Source organism: Sinorhizobium sp. FG01, assembly GCF_002531875.1.
Classification (GTDB): Bacteria; Pseudomonadota; Alphaproteobacteria; order Rhizobiales; family Rhizobiaceae; genus Sinorhizobium; species Sinorhizobium fredii_C.
In genome coordinates this window covers 239,659-260,657 of the sequence record NZ_NWTB01000004.1, presented here as the reverse complement: position 1 = coordinate 260,657, position 20,999 = coordinate 239,659, and the positions used below count along the sequence as shown (strand labels likewise).

Annotated in this window: 20 protein-coding genes; 8 read left to right on the top strand and 12 right to left on the bottom strand. The window is 62.8% G+C overall.

The window, feature by feature from the left end; genetic code table 11:
- Positions 1-207: 207 nt before the first annotated feature.
- Positions 208-768, bottom strand: coding sequence for an N-acetyltransferase (locus tag CO656_RS06690; RefSeq protein WP_037414930.1), 561 nt, complete (start codon positions 766-768; stop codon positions 208-210).
- 258 nt (positions 769-1,026) lie between these two features.
- On the opposite strand from CO656_RS06690, the gene CO656_RS06685 reads away from it, so the two are divergent.
- Positions 1,027-2,004, top strand: a complete 978-nt coding sequence (locus tag CO656_RS06685; RefSeq protein WP_037414927.1) for a glutathione S-transferase family protein — start codon at positions 1,027-1,029, stop codon at positions 2,002-2,004.
- 5 nt (positions 2,005-2,009) lie between these two features.
- Here CO656_RS06685 and CO656_RS06680 read toward each other — a convergent pair whose 3' ends face one another.
- A complete protein-coding gene (locus CO656_RS06680; RefSeq protein ID WP_097525237.1) occupies positions 2,010-2,498 on the bottom strand; it encodes an NUDIX domain-containing protein in 489 nt (162 codons plus the stop codon).
- A 130-nt stretch (positions 2,499-2,628) separates the two neighbouring features.
- On the opposite strand from CO656_RS06680, the gene CO656_RS06675 reads away from it, so the two are divergent.
- The 4 genes from CO656_RS06675 to CO656_RS06660 all read left to right on the top strand — a co-directional run bounded on the left by CO656_RS06675 (position 2,629) and on the right by CO656_RS06660 (position 5,783).
- Positions 2,629-3,537, top strand: coding sequence for a metallophosphoesterase (locus CO656_RS06675; RefSeq protein WP_097525236.1), 909 nt, complete (start codon positions 2,629-2,631; stop codon positions 3,535-3,537).
- 165 nt (positions 3,538-3,702) lie between these two features.
- Positions 3,703-4,248: a hypothetical protein gene (locus tag CO656_RS06670; protein ID WP_037414917.1), complete on the top strand. Its 546-nt coding sequence runs from the start codon at positions 3,703-3,705 to the stop codon at positions 4,246-4,248.
- 185 nt (positions 4,249-4,433) lie between these two features.
- Entirely contained in the window at positions 4,434-4,952 is a 519-nt protein-coding gene (locus CO656_RS06665; protein ID WP_097525235.1) for an RNA polymerase sigma factor, read from the top strand.
- 3 nt (positions 4,953-4,955) lie between these two features.
- On the top strand, positions 4,956-5,783 hold the full coding sequence (locus tag CO656_RS06660) for an anti-sigma factor (RefSeq protein WP_050988181.1): 828 nt from the start codon (positions 4,956-4,958) through the stop codon (positions 5,781-5,783).
- A 192-nt stretch (positions 5,784-5,975) separates the two neighbouring features.
- On the opposite strand, the gene leuA is transcribed toward CO656_RS06660, so the two are convergent.
- Both leuA and CO656_RS06645 read right to left on the bottom strand, forming a co-directional pair.
- Complete coding sequence (gene leuA / locus CO656_RS06655; RefSeq protein ID WP_097525234.1) at positions 5,976-7,685, bottom strand: 2-isopropylmalate synthase; 1,710 nt, start codon at positions 7,683-7,685, stop codon at positions 5,976-5,978.
- 482 nt (positions 7,686-8,167) lie between these two features.
- On the bottom strand, positions 8,168-8,752 hold the full coding sequence (locus CO656_RS06645) for an ATP-dependent Clp protease proteolytic subunit (RefSeq protein WP_037414905.1): 585 nt from the start codon (positions 8,750-8,752) through the stop codon (positions 8,168-8,170).
- Positions 8,753-8,982: 230 nt separating this feature from the next.
- Here CO656_RS06645 and CO656_RS06640 point away from each other — a divergent pair, with 230 nt between their 5' ends.
- Entirely contained in the window at positions 8,983-9,561 is a 579-nt protein-coding gene (locus tag CO656_RS06640; RefSeq protein WP_097525233.1) for a HupE/UreJ family protein, read from the top strand.
- Between the two features lie 36 nt (positions 9,562-9,597).
- Here CO656_RS06640 and queF read toward each other — a convergent pair whose 3' ends face one another.
- The 5 genes from queF to CO656_RS06620 form a co-directional block, all read right to left on the bottom strand.
- Positions 9,598-10,062 (bottom strand): preQ(1) synthase, encoded by a 465-nt coding sequence (gene queF / locus CO656_RS06635; protein WP_037414901.1) that lies wholly within the window; start codon positions 10,060-10,062, stop codon positions 9,598-9,600.
- A 57-nt stretch (positions 10,063-10,119) separates the two neighbouring features.
- Positions 10,120-11,031, bottom strand: a complete 912-nt coding sequence (locus CO656_RS06630; protein ID WP_097525397.1) for a cation diffusion facilitator family transporter — start codon at positions 11,029-11,031, stop codon at positions 10,120-10,122.
- 178 nt (positions 11,032-11,209) lie between these two features.
- On the bottom strand, positions 11,210-13,399 hold the full coding sequence (locus CO656_RS06625) for an anthranilate synthase (protein WP_097525232.1): 2,190 nt from the start codon (positions 13,397-13,399) through the stop codon (positions 11,210-11,212).
- 114 nt (positions 13,400-13,513) lie between these two features.
- Positions 13,514-13,558: a trpE operon leader peptide TrpLE gene (gene trpLE, locus CO656_RS30455; protein ID WP_178385068.1), complete on the bottom strand. Its 45-nt coding sequence runs from the start codon at positions 13,556-13,558 to the stop codon at positions 13,514-13,516.
- 123 nt (positions 13,559-13,681) lie between these two features.
- Entirely contained in the window at positions 13,682-15,793 is a 2,112-nt protein-coding gene (locus tag CO656_RS06620) for a TonB-dependent receptor (RefSeq protein WP_097525231.1), read from the bottom strand.
- 248 nt (positions 15,794-16,041) lie between these two features.
- Between CO656_RS06620 and CO656_RS06615 the strand changes: the two genes are divergently transcribed.
- Positions 16,042-16,863 (top strand): extensin family protein, encoded by an 822-nt coding sequence (locus CO656_RS06615; RefSeq protein ID WP_097525230.1) that lies wholly within the window; start codon positions 16,042-16,044, stop codon positions 16,861-16,863.
- Here the strand turns inward: CO656_RS06615 and CO656_RS30160 are convergent.
- The gene (locus CO656_RS30160; RefSeq protein WP_179864719.1) at positions 16,860-17,330 is read right to left on the bottom strand and encodes a YiiD C-terminal domain-containing protein; all 471 of its coding nucleotides are present in this window, start codon (positions 17,328-17,330) and stop codon (positions 16,860-16,862) included. The genes CO656_RS06615 and CO656_RS30160 overlap by 4 nt on opposite strands.
- Positions 17,331-17,478: 148 nt before the next feature.
- Here CO656_RS30160 and CO656_RS30155 point away from each other — a divergent pair, with 148 nt between their 5' ends.
- Positions 17,479-17,988, top strand: a complete 510-nt coding sequence (locus CO656_RS30155; protein WP_179864718.1) for a DUF1993 domain-containing protein — start codon at positions 17,479-17,481, stop codon at positions 17,986-17,988.
- A 21-nt stretch (positions 17,989-18,009) separates the two neighbouring features.
- Here CO656_RS30155 and CO656_RS06605 read toward each other — a convergent pair whose 3' ends face one another.
- Both CO656_RS06605 and CO656_RS06600 read right to left on the bottom strand, forming a co-directional pair.
- A complete protein-coding gene (locus CO656_RS06605; RefSeq protein WP_097525229.1) occupies positions 18,010-19,689 on the bottom strand; it encodes a formate--tetrahydrofolate ligase in 1,680 nt (559 codons plus the stop codon).
- 86 nt (positions 19,690-19,775) lie between these two features.
- Positions 19,776-20,996 (bottom strand): DUF2333 family protein, encoded by a 1,221-nt coding sequence (locus CO656_RS06600; protein WP_097525228.1) that lies wholly within the window; start codon positions 20,994-20,996, stop codon positions 19,776-19,778.
- Between the last annotated feature and the right edge of the window lie 3 nt (positions 20,997-20,999).

Sequence of the window (20,999 nt, the reverse complement as noted above, 5' to 3'; positions counted from 1 at the left end):
ATGCCGAGCCCCCTGGATCGTCATCCTCGGGCTTGATCCGAGGATCCAAGTGCAAGCATCTGGACACGCCCAGGTCATCAGTAATGTAGCGCGAACCCCGGGGCCGGTTGCTTCTTTTTGAGCTCGTGAATGGATCCTCGGGTCAAGCCCGAGGATGACGAGTGGAAGGGAGCGGCCATTCCGTTGAATGGCCCAGCGCCCAGCAAATCAGGCGGCGGCGCCTTCAGCGGGTGGCGGCACAACGCCCTTCGCTGCAGGCACTACGCTGTCATCCCGCCAGGCAATCACACCCTCAAGCCGCGCGTGAACGTCGGCTGCGATCGGCACGACCAGCACCCGGGCCGGATCGACCGGACCGGGGAATTCGAGCGCGCCGTACCGGACCTTCGCGAAGCCGAGCGGCTGGTAATAGGGCGGGTCGCCCACCAGGATGACCGCTTCGGAGCCCTTCCGCCGCGCCGCCTCGACGGCGATCCGCACGAGTTCCCGACCGATGCCCTTGTTCTTGTGCGACGGCCGGACGGCGAGCGGACCGAGCAGATGCCCCTTGACGGACCCCACGCTCACCGGGGTCATCCGCACGGAGGCGATCGTTTCGCCGTCATCGGTGCAGATGAAGGACAGCGCCCGGTCGTGCGGGCCCTGCTCGCGGATCCGCGCGGCCGCCCGGGCAAACCGGCCGGGGCCGAAGGCTTCCTCATTGATGATTTCGATGGCTGCGTCGTGGGATGCGTCTTCAGTCAGATAGACGAGATCGAGCTTTTTCATGGATGTCGAGAACCGGCAAGCGAACAGACAATAGGGATGGCGCGCCCCAAGGGCGTTTGCAGCATCAGCGTCGTCGCAGGCTTCCCGACAGGATCATCGTTACGGTCGCTTCCGAAAAAAGAAAAAGCTTCGGATCGCCGATAGCAGAAAATCGCCGCCGGTCAAAGTCTAAAACGCACTGTTCAGAATTTCATGCCTATCGGCGAGGCGATGCCGCGCTATCTATCGAGAACAGGAAGAACTGGAAGGATCGCGCTGATGGGCAGGCTTGTGGACGGCGTCTGGCAGGACGTCTGGTACGATACGGTCGAAACCAACGGGCATTTCAAGCGAAGCGTGTCGCAATTCCGCAATTGGGTCACCGCCGACGGTTCACCCGGCTCTTCGGGCGAAGGCGGCTTCGAGGCCGAGGCCGATCGGTACCATCTCTATGTCTCGCTTGCCTGTCCCTGGGCGCACCGCACGCTGATCTTCCGCAAACTCAAGAAGCTTGAGGAGATCATCCCGGTCTCGATCGTTGATCCGCTGATGCTGGAAAACGGCTGGGAATTCAAGGGCGACAACGGCGGCACCGTCGATCATCTCTTCGGCTCGCAGGCGCTTTGGCAGATCTACACGCGCGCCGACTCCAACTATTCCGGCCGTGTCACCGTACCGGTGCTCTGGGACAGGAAGAAGAACACGATCGTCTCCAACGAGTCGGCCGAGATCATCCGCATGTTCAATTCCGCCTTCGACCGTCTCACCGGCTCGGCAGCAGATTTCTATCCGGAGGACCTCAGGGAGGAGATCGACGCGCTCAATGCGCGCATCTACGACAAGGTCAACAACGGCGTCTACAAGGCCGGCTTCGCCACGCGACAGGAGGCCTATGCGGAGAACGTCACGGCGCTATTCGCGATGTTGGACGAACTGGAAAGCCGCCTTGCCTCGCGACGCTATCTGTTCGGCGACCGCCTGACCGAGGCGGACTGGCGCCTGTTCACCACCTTGCTGCGCTTCGACCCGGTCTATGTCGGCCATTTCAAATGCAACATCCGCCGCATTGCCGACTATCCGAACCTAAGCGGATATCTGCGCGATCTCTATCAGGTGCCGGGCGTCGCCGAGACCGTCAACATGCGCCATATCAAGGAGCACTATTACCGCAGCCACAGGATGATCAATCCGACCGGTATCGTGCCCGTCGGGCCGGAACTCGATCTGCAGGCGCCGCACGGACGCGAGGATCGGTAGGGTCCCTACCAAAACATAGCCGGCGCCGCCGTTCCGGCAAGTTCGGCAAGCCTGCGGCGCGTTGCCGGCGTGGTGTCGGCGGGCAGATCGTCGGGCGCAAAGAAGCCGGCCGCCGCGATTTCCAGGTCGGCAACTTTCGGCCGCACCTGGCGGACATCGTCGCACCGGAAGAAGACGACATGATCGCGCTTGCTTGTTCCCGGGTTGTAGTAGACCTGCACGAGGCGCGGCGGCCCGGTGAGCTCCAGATTGCCCTCCTCGCGGAGCTCGCGGACCAGCCCGTCAAACGCCGTCTCGTGCCGGTCGACGCCGCCACCGGGCAAGTGCCATCCGGGCAGATATGAGTGCCTGACGAGGAAAACCCGGCCCTGGTAATCGAAGCAGGCGGCCCGCACCCCGAGCGTCATGCCGCGCGAGACGGCGAAATACATGTGAGCGAGCCGTGTCAGGGGCCAGAGCCAGTTGCGCACCTCTTTCGGCCGGTCCTGGTCCATCGGCTTCTCCTTCCCGGCAATTCGAAGTGCTGCAACGGGGCCTGTGGCCCTGCGTCGGACATGTGCCGCTGCGGCGGGATAACCCATTCAAGTGATTCCCCTGCCGTCGAATATGCGCTAGACCGGGGCGATGTTCAAACTTGCGCATATTTCCGACGTCCATCTCGGCCCCCTGCCCGATCTGTCGTTTCGCGAACTCGCCTCCAAGCGCATTACCGGTTTCGTCAACTGGCACCGCAACCGGGCGCGCCATCTCTTTCCCGACACGCTCAAATGCCTGATGGACGACATCGAAACGCGCGACCCGGACCATCTGGCGATCACGGGCGACCTAGTCAACCTTGCATCCTCTCTGGAAATCGAAGCGGTCACCGAATGGCTCGCCGAGGCCGGCGCCCCGCAGGACATCTCCGTCGTGCCCGGCAATCATGACGCCTATGTGCCGGGGGCCTATGAGAAGACGGCACGCGCCTGGTATCCTTTCATGCGCGGCGACAACGGTCCTTCCGGTTGGATGAAGGACCATCACTGCTTTCCCTATCTTCGCGTACGGGGCTCGGTCGCCCTCATCGGCTGTTCGACGGCGGTCGCCACGCCTCCCTTTGCGGCAAGCGGCTATTTCGGCCCGCGGCAGGCCCGCGCCACGGTCAACCTCTTGCGTGCGGCCGGCGAGGCCGGTCTGTTTCGGGTCGTCATGATCCACCATCCGCCGATCCGCGGCGCCACATCCATGCACAAGCGCATGATCGGCATCCGCCGCTTCGCCGCGACCATCTCGTCAGGTGGCGCGGAGTTGGTGCTGCATGGCCACACGCATCTCAACACCGTCTACTGGCTCAGGGGACACGCGGCGCCGGTGCCGGTTGTCGGCATCGCCTCCGCCTCGCAAGGGCCGGGCGGCGCCAAGCCGGTCGCCGCCTACAACCTTTTCTCGATCGGAGGAGAGCCGGGCAATTGGAAGCTGACCCGCGAGCGCTTTGCCCTTGGCGCGGACGCCAAGACCGTCAGCCTCGCCGAGACAACCCAGTTCCATGGTTGAGAGAGCGCTTAGGGGGCATCGTATCGGGGGCGCTTTTTTTGAACTGCCGCCCGAATAATCGGCAAGGCTCCGGCGTCTATGTCGCGTTGGAGGTCAAACGCCGCCGGAGCGACATCTGCGTCGGCCGGTCATCGGCCGCCGCATCGTTCACAGGAGAAAGGCATCATGAACGGCAAGATCATCCTCTTCACCCTTTCCGCCTTCGCGGCCTCCGTGGCAAGCCAGGCGGCGTTGGCCGTCGGCGACGACAACAGCGCGCCGCCCAAGAAGACCAAGACGACCACCCAATGCAGGGACGGCAAGGTCTGGGACGCCAAGCGGAACCGATGCGTCGATGCGAAGCGGAGTGATCTTGGCGACGATGTCCTGTTCGACGCGGCACGCGAGCTCGCCTATGCCGGCCAATACGAGAACGCGATCAAGGTCCTCGGCGCGATGAACGAGCAGCAGAGCGCCCGCGTCCTGAACTATCTCGGCTATAGCAACCGCAAGGCCGGGCGCATGGAGCTCGGCATGCAGTATTACAAGCGCGCCATCCAGGCCGACGAAAACTATATTCTCGCCCGCTCCTATATGGGCCAGGCCCTGATCGAGCAAGGTCGGGTCGAGGAGGGGAGAGCACAGCTCGTCGAAATCCGCGACCGCGGCGGCGAAGGCACATGGGCTTACAGGGCCCTGCTCGAATCGCTCGGCGGCGTTCGTCAGTATTGACGGCGCGGATCTTCCTCCCCGCCGAACGCCGGGCTGCCGGCGTGCAAAACCTTGTACGCCGGACCGCAAAAAACTCATTGCGATCCGGGTCTTCCCTTGCAGACTTCCGATCAAGTTTCATATCATGAGCCGTGCGTTCGCAGCGCGAACAGACGGATGATCCGGCACGTCTCACTGGAAGAGAAATGCGCCCAGCGGCAGAGATGAAGGACTTCAGACGGGATTTGGTCAGCCTTCTGCCCAAATTGCGCCGCTTCGCGATGACGCTGACGCGCAATGCCAACGATGCCGACGACCTCGTCCAGGAGGTTTGCGAGCGGGCGATCAGCCGCAGCCATCTGTGGAATGGCGAGGGACGGCTGGAGAGTTGGGTCTATGCGATGACCCGCAATCTCTGGGTGGACGAGGTCCGCAAGCGCAAGGTCCGCGGCACCGGCAGCATGGTCGACATATTCGACCAGCGTGAACTGAATGTCGAAGCCGCGGCCGAGAAGGCGGTCTATGCCAATCAGCTGCAGAAGATGATCCTCTCCATGCCTGAGGGACTGGCAAGCGTCTTCCTGCTGGTCAACGTCGAAGGTCACAGCTACCGGGAGACCGCGACGATCCTCGGCATCCCGATCGGCACGGTGATGAGCAGGCTCTCGACAGCGCGCCTGCGGCTCGCGGCCATGCTGTCCGAAGATACGGAAAGGAGGGCCTGACCGTTGCAGCAGACGAAAGGGATGGCGCTCGAAGTGCGGTTGTCCGCCTATATCGACGGCGAACTCGGCGAGGCGGAAAGATCCGAGCTCGACGCTCTGCTTACGCGCGATGAGGACGCCAGGGTGCTGCTTGACAAGCTGAAGGCGGGCAGCACATTCGGCAACAGGGCCTTCGAGGATTTCCTTCACGATCCGGTGCCGCTGGCGCTGGTGCGGCAGATAAAGCAGGGAGGCGGCATCAACCCGAAGCTCGAGCGGGTAACGACGTCGAACCTCCCGACACGAGGCGCCCGGGTCTTGCCACGCCTTGTTGCCACCGCGATCGGCCTGCTGCTGACCGGCGGCGTCGCCGGGTTCATTCTCGGCAGCACGGCCAATTTCGTCGAACCGGTCGGCGAGACCGCCGCGAGCCCGTGGGTCAACGAGATTGCCGACTACCATCGCGTCTATTCGCGCCAGAAGGAGCATCTGGTCGAGGTCCCGGCCTCGCAAGCGGCCCACATAGAAACCTGGCTGACCGCGAGCGTCGGCGTCCGCTTCAAGATTCCCGATCTTACGAGCACGGGACTTGCCTTCGAAGGCGCAAGGCTGCTGGTCGCCAATGGCAAGCCGGTCGCCCAGCTCGTCTACCGTGACCAGGAGGACGAGATCTTCGCCATCTGCTTCTTGAGGAGCGCCGACGGGGCCAAGGCGGACACCTTCAGCGAGGTTATCCGCGGCGATCTGGGATTGGTCTCCTGGCAGAAGGAGGGCGCCTCCTTCGTCGTCGTCGGGCCGTCATCGGCCGCCGGTCTGCAGGATCTGGCGCGCACGGTGGCGGCCGCCATCTGAGCACGTTGGAACGTCGCGGTTCGGCCCCCGGCACCTTCTCCCCACAATGCGGGGCGAAGGGGTTTGCCGCGTTGCCTTAGTCCCCTCTCCCCGCAAGCGGGGAGAGCGCTAGTCCTCGGGTTAAACCCGAGAAGAGGGGCAATCGCAGGCGAGCGCCGTCTTCAGAACAGCCCGCTGGCCATCGTCACGGGCTCACTTCGCCACCGTCTCCAACACGCGATTCGCGGCCGAGACGATCGCTTCGAGCGAGGCCGCGACGATGTTGGTATTGATGCCAGCACCGAAGAGCGTGCCGCCCGGATGCTCGACCTCCACATAGGCGATCGCGGCGGCGTTCGAGCCGTGCTGCAGCGAGTGCTCGGAATAGTCCGCGACCGAGAGCTCGATGCCGAGATAGATCGACAGCGCGTTGATGAAACCGTCTATCGGGCCGGTGCCCTTGCCTTCGATCCGCTTCGTCTCGCCGCGATCGGTGATCTCGGCGGCAACGACTCTGAGCCCCTTGTTGTCGCCCACCGGATAGGTGTGGTGATCGACGAACTTGATGCGTGCGCCGGGCTGCTCGACATAGCGCTCGATGAAGCGCTGATGGATGCGCTTCGACGGCAATTCCTTGCCTTCTTCGTCGGTGATCCGCTGAATGTCCTCGCGGAACTCGATCTGCAGGTTGCGCGGCAGGTTGATGCCGTAGTCTTCCTGCATGATATAGGCGATGCCGCCCTTGCCCGATTGCGAGTTGATCCGGATGATGGCCTCGTAGCTGCGGCCGACATCGCGCGGGTCGATCGGCAGATACGGCACTTCCCAGATGGGCTTGTTGGCCTGCTTCAGCGCCTTCATGCCCTTGTTGATGGCGTCCTGATGCGAGCCGGAGAAGGCGGTGTAGACCAGTTCGCCGACATAGGGATGGCGTTCCGGAATGACCATCTGGTTCGAATATTCGTAGACTTCCTTGATCCGCTCGATATCCGAGCAGTCCAGCTTCGGATCGACCCCTTGCGTGAACATGTTGAGCGCCAGCGTCACCACGTCGACATTGCCGGTGCGCTCGCCATTGCCGAACAGCGTGCCCTCGACGCGATCGGCGCCGGCCATCAGGCCCAGTTCGGTGGCAGCGATGCCGGTGCCGCGGTCGTTGTGCGGATGCAGCGAGATGATCAGGTTCTCGCGGTTGTCGAGATTGCGGCACATCCATTCGATCTGGTCGGCATAGACGTTCGGCGTCGCCATCTCGACGGTCGACGGCAGGTTGATGATCAGCTTGTTGTCCGGGGTCGGCCTGACGATCTCCGTGACCGCATTGCAGATCTCCAGCGCCACTTCCAGTTCGGTGCCGGTGAAGCTCTCGGGCGAATATTCGAAGCGATAGCCGCCGCCAGCCTTTGCCGCCATGTCGGTGATCATCTTGGCGGCGTCGGTTGCGATCTGCTTGATGCCGGCGACATCTTTGGCGAACACGACGCGGCGCTGCAGCTCGCTCGTGGAGTTGTAGAAGTGGACGATCGGTCGGTGGCCGCCCTCAAGCGCCTCGAAGGTACGGGTGATCAGTTCCGGCCGGCACTGCACCAGCACCTGCAGCGACACGTCGGCCGGCACATTGCCCTCCTCGACGCACCAGCGGGCAAAGTCGAAATCGGTCTGCGACGCAGACGGGAAGCCGATCTCGATTTCCTTGAACCCCATGTCGACGAGCAGGTGGAACATGCGGGCCTTGCGGTCGTGCCCCATCGGATCGACGAGCGACTGGTTGCCGTCGCGCAGGTCCACCGAGCACCAGATCGGCGCCTTGCTGATCGTATTCGACGGCCAGGTGCGGTCCGGCAGCGCGACCTGCGGATAGGCCTGATATTTCACCGCGGCCTCGGGCATGCCGGCCTTGATGGGATGCGATCTCAGTGTCATGTGCAGCTTCTCTTCGTCACTGGAGCGTGGCTTGCCGGATGCAATAACCGATCACGGACCATATTGCGAGGCTGATGCCGACGCCATTGTTTCAGTTCTGGGGTGTTCGAGGAGCATCTGCCGGCAAGGCTTTCGGCCGCCGGGCGCCCCTCACCGGACCCGGCAACCGCGAGTAAGGCCGAGAAGAAGAAGCGAGGCAAAGGCGCGCGAGGGGGCACGATCGTGATCGTGTCCAAAGGAGATCGCTGAGATCTTGTGCGCGTAAGCCTTGGTCATAAGAGTGCCTATACACGGCTTGGCGAAGCGGAGCAAGGGAGCTGATGGGTGTAGCCCGTGTTAGCTGAGGCTTCACCAATAGCCTGCGGGGCTGGCGTCGAAGTCAACATAAATAGGCAGAACGGTGCGGCAGAACCCTTCTCCCCGCCTGCGGGGAGAAGGTGGCAGCAGCCGGATGAGGGGCGATTCGCTGGGGTGACCCGACGTCAAATCTCCGCGACCGATGTGATGATCCGCGAGACGAGTCCATAGGACTTCGCCTCGTCGGCGCCGAGCCAGTAGTCGCGGTCCGTGTCCTTGGCGATCTTCTCGACCGGCTGGCCGGTCGCTTCGGAGAAGATCTTGTTAAGCCGTTCGTTCATCTTGATGATTTCACGCGCCTGGATCTCGATGTCCGAAGCCATGCCGCGGGTGCCGCCGGACGGTTGATGCAGCAGGAAGCGGGTATTCGGCAGGCAAAGGCGCCGTTCCTTCGGCGGAGCGACGAAGATGAGCGCGCCGGCGGAGGCCACCCAACCCGTGCCGATCGTCCAGACCTTCGGCTTCACGAACTTGATCATGTCGTGAATGCTGTCGCCGGATTCGACGTGTCCGCCCGGCGAGTTGACGAAGATGCGAATGTCTTCGTCGCTGGCCGAGGCAAGCGCCACCAGCTGCGAGCAGACCTTCTGCGCCAGTTCCTGGTTGATCGTTCCGTAGATGAAAATCGAACGAGACTTGAAAAGGTTCGCCTCGGTTTCCTTGCCCAGCGGCAGTTCGGTCTTCTTTTCTTCCTGGTCGTCGTCGTTCATCCGCATTCTTCGGACTCCTCGTGAAATGTCTCAAGGTCAGATAATGCGACTCGATGCCGATGACAATGCAAACCGCCAGTGAATAAAGGTCCGGACCCCGAGCGCTGCCGCAATGGTAAATGGGTGCACCGTCAAATGCCGTATGGACAGCGCGAAAAAGCCCAATAAGATCAGCGCGTCATCAGAGCGGACGGGCTGCCTCCCGTGCCCGCCGACAAATGGGGACCATAATGAAGACACGCATGCTCATTGCCACCGCCGCACTCGGCGCTTCCGCGGCGCCCGCCTTCGCGCATCTCGACCCGGTCGAGCACGGTTCGCTGGCGGCCGGTCTTTCCCATCCGTTTTTCGGCGCGGACCATGTTCTGGCGATGGTCGCCGTCGGCCTCTGGGCCGCGCAGATCGGCGGCCGCGCGCTCTGGACTGTTCCTGCTGCCTTCGTCGGGATGATGACTGTCGGCTTCGGACTGGCGCTCGCCGCCGTTTCCCTGCCCTTCGCCGAGCCTGCGATCCTCGCCTCGGTCGTCGCCCTCGGCCTGATCGTCGCGATCGCCGTGCGCCTCGACGTGGCGCCGGCCGCTGCGATCGTCGGCATCTTCGCCCTCTTCCACGGCCATGCCCATGGCAGCGAACTGGGGCTGGCCGGCGCCTGGCCCTTCGCTCTCGGCTTTATCGCCGCAACCGCATTGCTGCACGCCGCCGGCTTTGGCCTGGGTATCGCGCTCGCGAGGCTTTCGAGCAACGGCACGCTTGCCCGCCTTCTCGGCGGCGTCACCGCGCTGGCCGGCGCCGCGATGATCTTCGGCTGACCATACCGGCGCAAGGGCGGCGGGCTTCCCGCCGCTTCAGCCGCGGCCGCGATAGGTCGGCACGCCCTGATCCGGCAGCCAGACGCCTGCGGGCGGATTGCCGGTCTGCCAGAACACATCGATTGGGATACCGCCGCGCGGGTACCAGTAGGCGCCGATCCTCAGCCACTTCGGAGAAAGAAGCGACACCAGCCGCTTAGCGATGTCGATCGTGCAATCCTCGTGGAAGGCGCCGTGATTGCGGAAGGAATGCAGGAACAGCTTCAGCGACTTCGATTCGACCAGCCAGCCGTTCGGCACGTAGTCGATAACGATGTGGGCGAAGTCCGGCTGTCCGGTCATAGGGCAGAGCGAGGTGAATTCCGGCGCCGTGAAGCGGACGAGGAAATCCGTACCCTCATGGCCGCTCGGCACGCGTTCGAGCACCGCCTCCTCGGGGCTCTGCGGCAGGTCGACCTTCGCCCCCAGTTGTGAAAGTCCTGATACGTCGGTCTTCGGCATTTCCCTGGTTCCTTAAGTTTGGAGCGATGCGGGCAAAGCACCGCACACCCTTTTTCGTCATCCCGTTCTGGTTTTGACGCGCACGCCGTGCGGTTTTTCGCCTTCCGGCTCGACGTGGATGGCGATCCTTGCGCCCGGATGAACGGCGCGGATAGCAACCTCGATCCGGTCGCAAATATCATGGGCGTCGCCGACCGGCATCGCCTCCGGCACGACCATGTGAAAATCCACGAAGGTCGCCGGACCCGCCTGCCGCGTCTTCAGGTCATGGACGCCGAGCGACCCGCCGGCATTGGCGGCGATCGCCTGCTTGATCGCCTCTTCTTCCTCCGCCGGCACAGCCTTGTCCATCAGCCCGTCGATCGAGCGCGAGATGACCTTCCAGCCCTGAAACAGGATGTTGGCGGCGACGACCACGGCAAGCAAGGGATCGAGAATTGCATAGCCGGTGGCAACGGCAAGAACAAGACCCGCGAGCACCCCGGCCGACGTGACGACGTCGGAGAGGATGTGATGTCCGTCGGCGCTGAGTGCCGGCGAACGATGCGCCCTGCCGGCGCGGATCAGGACATAGGCCCAGATCGCGTTGACGACACCCGCAGCGAAGTTGATTGCCAGGCCGAGCGCCGGCGCCTTCAGCAAGGACGGCGCCATCATCTCGGGCACGGCCTCCCAAAGGATGGACAGCGCCGCCACGACGATCAGGACACCTTCGATGACCGCCGAGAAATACTCCGCCTTGTGATGCCCGAAGGGGTGGCCGGCGTCCGCCGGCTTCGCTGCGTAGCCGATCATCGCGTAGGCGATCACCGCGGCAACGACGTTGACTACGGACTCCAGGCCGTCTGACAGCAATGCGACCGACCCTGTCACCCACCAGGCAAGCAGCTTCAGCCCCATGACCCCGAGAGAAAGCGGGATGCCCCAAAAGGCGAGCCTTAGAACCGTTCGATTGTCGGACGCGGTCATCTTCATTCCTCGTGCAGATGCAAACGAGTTGCAAATGCATGCCCATTGAAACGCAAAACCGCCCGCGCGGGTTTTCGCGCAGGCGGATTTTCATGCCTCATATGGGCGATAATGAACGGCTTGTCAAAGGCGCGATCGCACTCTCGCGATTACTCTCAAGGGGTCGTCAGCGAGGGCCTCAGGCGGCCTTGATCTTCGCCCTCTTCGCCAGGTGCGCCACGACGTTCTCGATCATCCGCATGCCGGCGTCTCCGCCGAGCGTCATGATCGATTCCGGATGGAACTGCACGGCCGCCACCGGTTCCTTGAGATGCTCGATGCCCATGATCGTTCCGTCCTCGCTTTCGGCGGTGATCATGAAGTCGCGCGGCAGGCTCGACGGATCGGCAAAGATCGAATGGTAGCGCCCGACCGTCACTTCCTTGCCGAGGCCGGAGAAGACGATGCCCGACTCCAGCACGCGGATGCGCGACGGCTTGCCGTGCATCGGGACCGCCAGTTGCCTGAGATCGCCGCCATAGGCCTCGGCCAGCGCCTGCAGGCCGAGGCAGACGCCGAAGATCGGAAGTTCACGCGCCCGCGCCTTCTTGATCGTCGCCTTGCAGTCGAAATCCTTCGGGCTGCCGGGGCCGGGAGAAAGCACGACGAGGTCCGGCTTCACCCGATCGAAGATTTCCTCGGCAACCGGCGTGCGCACGGTGGTCACCGTCGCACCCGTCTGGCGGAAATAATTGGCCAGCGTATGGACGAAGCTGTCTTCGTGATCGACCAGCAGGATATTGACGCCGGCGCCGACGGGGGCGACGTCGCGCGCCGCCTTGGCGCTGTTGGCGGATTTCGCGTCGCGAATGGCTGCAATCATGGCGGAGGCCTTCAGTTCGGTTTCGGCTTCTTCCTCTTCCGGATTGGAATCATAGAGCAGCGTCGCCCCCGCCCGCACCTCGGCAATGCCGTCCTTGATGCGGATCGTGCGCAGCGTCAGCCCGGTGTTCATGTCGCCGTTGAAGCCCACCATGCCGATCGCCCCGCCGTACCAGGCGCGCGGGCTCTTCTCATGGCTCTCGATGAAGCGCATCGCCCAGAGCTTCGGCGCGCCGGTGACGGTGACCGCCCAGGCGTGGCTGAGGAAGCCATCGAAGGCGTCCATGTCGTCGCGCAGCCGCCCCTCTATATGGTCGACCGTGTGGATCAGCCGCGAATACATCTCGATCTGGCGGCGGCCGATCACCTTGACCGAGCCCGGCACGCAGACGCGGCTCTTGTCGTTGCGGTCGACGTCCGAGCACATGGTGAGCTCGGATTCGTCCTTCTTCGAGTTCAGGAGCTTGAGGATCTGCTCGCTGTCGGCGATCGGATCGTCGCCGCGCTTGATCGTGCCGGAGATCGGGCAGGTCTCGATGCGGCGCCCGGAAACGCGCACGAACATCTCCGGCGAGGCGCCGACGAGGTATTCCTGGTTGCCGAGATTGATGAAGAAGGAATAGGGCGACGGGTTGATCACCTTCAGCCGGTTGGAGATTTCGGAGGGGCGGCTTTCGCAGCGCTCATAGAATTTCTGCCCAGGCACCACTTCGAAGAGGTCGCCGCGGCGGAAGCTCTCCTTCGCCTTGACGACGAGCTCGGCGTATTCGCCCGGGCGATGATCCCCGTGCGGCGGGATGCTGTCGACGGTGCGGAACGGTTCGGAAGCAATCTCCGCCGCCTTGCCCTCGGTCGAGACACCGTCCCTGGCGAAATCGTAGCGGTCGATCCAGGCCTTGGCGGCATAGTGATCGACGACGAGGATTTCGTCCGGCAGGAAGAGGACCATGTCGCGCTGGTCGTCCGGCCGGGCGAGCTTCAGGTCGATTGCGTCGAACTGGAAGGCAAGGTCGTAGCCGAAGGCGCCGTAAAGGCCGAGGCTCGCATCCTCCTCCGAATGGAAGAGGTTCGTCACGGCGCGAAGCACCGTGAAGACCGTCGGCATCTTCGAGCGCTCTTCCTCGGTAAAGACGCGGTCGGGCTCATTGATGGTGAGATCGAGACGGCGGGCCGTCAGCGTCCCGAGCGTGATGTCGGCAACCATTTTCAGGTGCTCGGCGATCAGCGCCAGCAGCACCTCGCCGCGCCCGTTATAGGCTTCGATCCAGAGCGAGCGGCCGAAGGAGGAGATGGCGAGCGGCGGGTCGACGACGGCAGTGTCCCAGCGGGTATAGCGCCCCGGATATTCGTAATTCGACGAGAACACCGCACCGCGGCGCTCGTCCAGCCTGTCCACATAGGAGGCGATCGCATCCGCATAGGACGCGTCGCGCCGCCGGCGCGTCACGACAATGCCGCCATTCGTGGTGTAACTCTCCGCGCCGTCTTTCAGAATTACCGTTGCCATTCGCCTCGCTCCGTAAAAGCCCGGTCATTCCACGCGGCTCGAATACGAAAAAAGCCGCCTCGAAATCTCCGGGCGGCTTCATGTCTCAATCACGCATGACTGGTCAAGGCCGCCTCAGCGAGCCCACCACCAGATCGAAATGTTCTGCGTGTTTGCCATGGGCGAAGTGTTAGCGTGGCTTGCGGCCTCACGCAAGCGGGAAAACAGCACCGAATGTTCGCGCGCCGAAAGAAAAGAGGCGGCCCTTTCGAGCCGCCTCTCCATGCAGTCAGGCAACGGAGCCTAGAACTTCGCCTTCGCGGTGACGAGGAACGTCCGACCGCGGCCGGTGTCGACCGTGCTGCCGGCGATCGTGCTCGACGCCGGCGTGTAGGTCTTGTCGAAGACGTTCGTCACACTGCCGGTGAGTTCGAGACCGTTCTCGAATTTGTAGTTCGCGAAGAGGTCCACCAGTCCGTAGCCGGGAACGGTGGCGGAGCCGCTTGCCCCCGCATTCTCCTCGCCGATGAAGGCATTGGAAACGGCATAGATCCGCGTGCCTACCGTGAGGCGCTGTTCCTCGAGGAAGCGTGCCCCGAGGGTCGCACTTACGATGTCATCGGGAAGGAAGCTCTGTACGCCAAAGCCGTTGACCTGTGACGGGAGGTCGCTCTCCGTATGCGTGTAGGCAAGGTCGCCGAAGACATAGCCGGCATCATAGGCTGCCTGCAGTTCAAAGCCTTGAACCGTGGATATTCCCGGATTGTTGACAAAGAATATTTTCATCCCGCCGTTGGCCAAAGCCGCAGTGATGTAATTGTCCACCCGGTTATGGAAATAGTTCGCCTTCAGGCGGAAGCTGTCTCCCGTAGCAATGAGGTCGTCCAGATTGATGTTCGCGCCGATTTCCCAGCCCTTGGATATTTCTGGCTGGAGGAACGGGTTGGGGAAGAACATCTGGAAGCCGCCCGGATGCGAACCGCCCACGAAGATTTCGTTGACCGTCGGAGCACGCGAGGTCTCGGCATAGGTCACGTAGGGCTGCAGCCACTCGGTGGCATTGACGGCGAGCGTAACGCTCGGGTTGAGGCGGCCGTCCGATTCGTCGACGCTATAGGCGCCTGCCGGCATGCCGAGCGGATTACCGGCGCTCACCGATCCGGTGCCGTCGATGTTGAATTGGTCGTAGCGCAGGCCGGCAGTGAGGTCGACGATGCCATAGGTGAAGGTCGTCGAATTGAAGATGCCCGTCGTCGCGTTCTTGCCGCCGCCGTTGACGCCGCCGGTCGGCTGCGCCGTGCTGTTGATCACATCGTAGTCATCCTGAAAATATTCGACGCCGTAGTTGGAGCGCACGGCAACTTCGCCCAAATCGAATGTCGAGGTGTTGGAAATGTCGAAGCCGATACCCGTGTCGGTGATCCGCCGCCCCGCCGCGCCGCCGGCACCCAGGAGGTTGGTATCGTACTTCATCCGCAGGCGGTTCCAGTAGGAGTTGGCGCGGAAATCGATCAGTTCATTGTCGGGCGTGTAGGCGTAGTTCGCGCTGACCGTCTGGTTTCTGACGTTTTGGAAATAGGAGTTCGCGAAGAAGTCATTGTCGTAGGAGATTGCGCTGAACTTGAAAGAATGGTCCTTGTCCGGCGTGATCTCGGCCTTCAGGAGGCCGGAAAGCAGATCCTCCTCGGTGAAGGGAACTTCGATGCCGTCGCCATTGTCGTAATTACCCGGATCGCTCTTGCTGATCCCGCCAAGCACAGAGAAGACGTCGTTGAAGCGATAGGCGCCGAGCAAGGATTCCGACCAGCCGGCGCCATTGCTGCCGTAGGTGGCGACGGCCTGACCGCCATAGTTTTTGCCGTCCTGGATCAGGTCCTCGATGTCATAGGTCTTGAAATTGACCGAACCGGCCAGCGCCCCGCCTCCGATGCCAGTGACGGCGCCGCGGGTCAGGTCTATCTCGGAAAGGAAGGCCGGATCGACATAGGCGAAGCCCTGGGCCTCGTGGCCGGTGAAGCGGAAGTTCTGGCGAACGCCGTCGATCATCATGTTGACGCGGCCGGAGCCCTCGAAACCGCGAATATTGGCGGCAACGCCGGGATTTTGCGGGTTGTTGGCCGTCGACGTGCCGGGCACGCTGCGCAGCAGATCGTCGGTCTCCTGGCCCGCCTGAAGCTCGATTTGGTCCGTGCTGACGACGCTCGAAGGACCGGGCTTCGCATAGGGATTGGCCTCGCGTCCGCCCTTGGCGATGATCGGCGAGAGATAGGTCTCGCCCTTCTTTGCCGCTTCCGATTCTTCGGCCTCTGTCGGCTGGGATGTTGTCGCGCTTTGCGCGAAGCTGCCGGAGGCGACGGACAATGCGAGTGTTGCCGTGCATGCGAGAAGAGCCAGGCGATGATGCCGGTTGAGCATGGACCAGTCCTATGAGTTTGTTGGCCGGGCTTGCTGTTGAGCGGCAAACTCAAGGGCTGGCTGGGCAGGTGTCGGAATCGGCGAATCCAGTCACGTCATCGCCTTATTTGGGCCACATAAAAAACATGACTGAAAAAGTCAATATAATTTTAGGGCACATATATCCCGTCCGTCCTCCTCAGTTTCAGCACATTTTGAAACAGGATGGCCTTTCATGCGTTTGACCGTGACAAACGGAAAGGACCTGCATGCGCGCTGTCGGAGTGGTACTGATTTCCGCCCTCGTGCTCTGGGGGGCGGCGCTTCCGAAGGAAGGCCCGCTACCCGTAGCGAGGCCGGATACCGATCAAGGCGAACAGCCGACGCCCACGCCAAAACCTGCCGCGCCGCAGAGAAAACCTCAAGCGAGCGATCAAGAAAACTTAAGTGTCGGGGCTGGCAAAGACCTACCGCCTGGGTGGAAAGACGACTCTCTCCGCGAGGAAGCGCTTCTGCCGATCGAAAAGGAAGACCCGAAAGCCTATGCCTCCTGTCTGGCCGCGCTCAAGGAGATCGGCAGCGCCTTTGCGGAGACTGCCCGCATCGACGACGGCAAGGGCTGCGGCATCGACAAGCCGATCCGAGTCCGTTCGGTCCTGCCGGGCGTCGCGCTTGAGCCCGAGGGAGTGATGCGCTGCGAAACGGCCCTGGCGCTCGCCCGTTGGGTGAAGGAGACGGCCACTCCGGCGGCGGAGGCCGCATTCGGAGCCGACGCCCGTATTTCGGCGCTGAACCAGGCCTCCTCCTATGTCTGCCGGCTTAGGAACAACGCAAAGACGGGAAAGATCTCCGAGCACGCACGCGGTAACGCTGTCGACATCGCCTCTTTCAGCCTCGCAGACGGCAAGACCGTCGAAATCGAGCCGCGCGACGAAGACGGCACTCTGACCGGCGCCTTCCAGCGCGCCGTGACCGCCTCCGGCTGCCTCTACTTCACGACCGTCCTCGATCCGGGCAGCGACGCGGCCCATGAAACACACCTGCATTTCGACGTCATCGAACGAAAGAACGGCTATCGCTATTGCCGCTAGCCGCCTCCGTCAATGCTCGCGTTCCCGTATCCAAGTGCCACGAATTCGCCGGAGAAGGTGCCGGCGACCTCACCCTCGGCCATGAGTTCGGCCGTCACCGTCAGACGCGCCCTGCCCCGCCGTTCGAGCAGACGCAGGAAGCCTGGCCATTGGTGGGAGTCTTCGAGCCGCGAGCGGGCCGAGAAGGAACCGTCGATCGGCCTAAGATAGTCCATGCGGTTGCTCTGGATCACCAGGCGGCTTGCGATGCCACTCCCACGAAGCCGGACATGCAGCAGCGACCAGGCAGCGAGTATCGAAAGTGCCGAAGCGCTGCCGCCGAAAACCGTGTCGCGATGGTTGATGTTCGGTGCCAGAGGCGCCCGGAGGAGGACATGGTCCCACTCCACCGCAGCCACCTCCACCTGCATCGCAGCGGAGAGCGGGATATGTGAATAAAGGTAGGTCTGCAGTTCCGAAGGTGTCATTGTGGTTCCATGGTGGCGCGCAATCGAGCCAACATCAGCACGAATTCTCTTTCGGATTGGCAAAGATCTCCGCCGCCGATTGAACCCGCCGCCGAGCGACACGATCTAACAGCGGCATCGTCCGCAACGCCTTATCGAGGAACGACCCATGCCTTTGAGAATGTATTCGCTCTCCGTCCCCGTCTTCACACGCGGCTTTTCCGCGCTCGGCGGGCTCCTCGACAAGGGCGAGGCCTTTGCCGCCAAATCGGGCACGCCGCTCGACGAACTCTTCAGCGCGCGGCTCGCGCCGGACATGCTGCCGCTGTCGGGTCAAGTCCAGCGAGCGAGCGACACCAGCAAGAACGCCATCGCTCGACTGACAACGCTTGAAGTGCCGCGGTTTCCCGACGATGAGCAGAGCTTTGCCGATCTGCGTCAGCGGATCGACAAGACGGTGGCATTCTTCGAAACCGTGACACCGGAACACCTCGAGGGCAGCGAGAAGCGCGAGGTGACCCTCAACTTCCCGAATCTGAAGGTCACCTTCAGCGGCGACGACTATCTGCTGAAGTTCGTGCTGCCGAACTTCTATTTCCATCTGACCACGGCCTATGACATCCTGCGCCATAAGGGCGTGCCGCTCGGCAAGGCGGACTTTATCGGCGGTCTCGATTGAGCCGGCACTACTGCACCACCGTCAGAACAGCCCCTCTATGTAGCCCGCTTCGTTGAGGCGGATCTTCTCCGAGGACGGCACCTTCGGCAGGCCCGGCATCGTCATGATCTCGCCGGTGATGACGACGACGAAGCCGGCTCCGGCCGCAAGGCGGACTTCGCGGATCGGCACCGCATGGCCGCTGGGAGCGCCGCGCAGGTTGGGGTCGGTGGAGAAGGAATATTGCGTCTTCGCCATGCAGATCGGCAGATGGCCATAGCCCTGGTCTTCCCAGGTCCTCAGCTGATCCCGCACCACCTTGTCGGCAATCACTTCACTGGCGTGGTAGATGTCCTTGGCGATCGACTCGATCTTATGGAAGAGCGGCATGTCGTCCGGATAGAGCGGCGAGAACTGCGAGTGGCCGGCATTGGCGAGATCGACGACCTTATGCGCCAGTTCCTCGATGCCGGCCGATCCCTCGGCCCAGTGCCGGCACAGGACCGCCTCGGAACCGAGCGTCCTGACATAGTCCTTGATTGCGCGGATTTCCGCCTCCGTATCGGAGGTGAAGTGGTTGATCGCGACGAGCACCGGCACGCCGAATTTCTTGACGTTCTGCACGTGGCGGCCGAGGTTGGCGCATCCCTTCCTGACCGCCTCGAGATTCTCCTTGCCGAGATCGTCCTTCTTCACGCCGCCATTCATCTTGATCGCCCTGACGGTGGCGACGACGACGGCGGCGTCCGGCTTCAGGCCGGCCTTGCGGCACTTGATGTCGAAGAATTTCTCGGCGCCGAGATCCGCTCCGAAACCGGCTTCGGTCACGACGTAGTCGGCAAGCTTCAGCGCCGTCGTCGTTGCCACCACCGAGTTGCAGCCATGCGCGATATTGGCAAAGGGGCCGCCATGGACAAAGGCCGGATTGTTCTCGAGCGTCTGCACCAGGTTCGGCTGCATCGCATCCCTGAGCAACACCGCCATCGCCCCGTCCGCCTTGATGTCGCGCGCATAGACCGGGCTCTTGTCGCGCCGGTAGCCGATGATGATGTTGCCGAGGCGTTTTTCCAGATCCTTGATGTCGGCGGCAAGGCACAGGATCGCCATGACCTCGGAAGCGACGGTAATGTCGAAGCCGGTCTCGCGCGGATAGCCATTGGCGACACCGCCGAGCGAGCCGATGATCTGGCGCAACGCCCGATCGTTCATGTCCATCACCCTCCGCCAGGCGATGCGGCGAATGTCGATCGCCTGCTCGTTGCCCCAATAGATGTGATTGTCGATCAGCGCGGCGAGCAGGTTGTGGGCCGAGGTGATGGCGTGGAAATCGCCGGTGAAGTGCAGGTTGATATCCTCCATCGGCACCACCTGCGCATAGCCGCCGCCGGCCGCACCCCCCTTGATGCCGAAGCAGGGACCGAGCGAGGCCTCGCGAATGCAGACGATCGTCTTCTTGCCGATGCGGTTGAGGCCGTCGCCGAGGCCGACGGTGGTCGTCGTCTTGCCCTCGCCGGCCGGCGTCGGGTTGATCGCCGTCACCAGGATCAGCCGGCCGTCTCTCTTATCCTTCTGCGCGGCAATGAACTCGGCGCTGACCTTCGCCTTGTCATGGCCGTAAGGCAGCAGATGCTCCGGCGGAATGCCGAGTTTAGCCCCGATCTCCATGATCGGTTGCTTGCGCGCAGCACGCGCGATTTCGATGTCGGACTTGACCTCCCCCATGGCTTCCCCCTGTTTGGTGCGTACATCCCGCCTCCTCTGCCGGATGCGCGCTCCGTTTCCTTGTGCTTACGCTGCCATGCCGGCCGTCAGCGGGCAAGGATGTCGCGCATCTCCACCAGGTTGGAGCGCACGCGAAGAATATAGAAGCCCATCGTCGCCAGATGCGTCGGCATGATCCAGCCGTCCTCGCGGCCGTTGGAGATGATCAGCGGCTGGATACGCAGCGCCGAGCGCAATTGCTTCAGCGTCTCCGTATAGATCGGCGTCAGCCCGCGCTGGGCGACGACATTCTCGAAATCGGCACCGGCCGCCGAGAGAATGCCGTAATAACCGTAGAGCTGGCCGAAGGCGAACCAGAAACGGTCGTCAGCGCGCGTATCGAACCAACCGCCATTGTGGAATTCCGAACGCTCGCGGATGATCGCCGACGTATTGCCGAGATCGTTGGCGATGCGGTCGAGGAACTCGACCATGTTGTCGGACCGGCCGTCGAAGATCGCCTCGCATTTGCCGAGCGAAACGTTGAATTTCCGAAGGTCGCGCTCGGCGGCACGGTAGAAGCTTGGCGTCGGGGTCTTCGGACCGAAAGGATTGATGCCGAAATACCAGGTTTCCTCGTCGAACTGAATGTTGCCGCGTGCGGCCTGCAGGTCGTTGTTGACGCCGGAGGTACCGCGCACCCGGCCAAGCGAGTCGACCAGTTCGACGCTGGTGCGGCGCACCGCCTGGTTGATGCCGCGCTGGAACGACGCCTTGTTGTCGAGCCAGGGCGTGTCGTCCCAGTCCATCCCGAACAGGCCGAGCTTGTAGGCGAGCATCGAGGAAATCCAGGCGTTCTGGTTGACGTTGAGGTCGATGAGATCGGCCGCGACATCGACGGTCGCCGAGGTCTGGCAGACCGTGCCGGCCGGCAACTGCACCATGTCGAGCGCTTCCGTGGTCGACCCGTCCGAGGGCACCACGGCTGCGGCCTGGCTCGTAGCCGCCGCGCTACCGGATTGTCCCGTCGTCGCCCCCGGGCCGCTGATCGGCGAACCCGCCGGCACCTTGCGCTCGGCGAGCTTGTAGCGATTGACATAGTCCGGATCGAAATTGGTCCAGGCCTGCGTCTGCCAGATGAAATAGCCGTAGAAGAAGATCAGCCCGAGCAGCACCAGTCCGATCGGCCCCTTGATGATCCAGCTCCGCGCCCCATACCAGTTGCCGAGCGCCACGAAGGGCCAGAGGAGCCAGGAGACCGCCAGACCTATGCCGCGGCCGATCGCCGTGAACACGCGCTGAAAAAACACAACGATCGGATCGAGCATGTC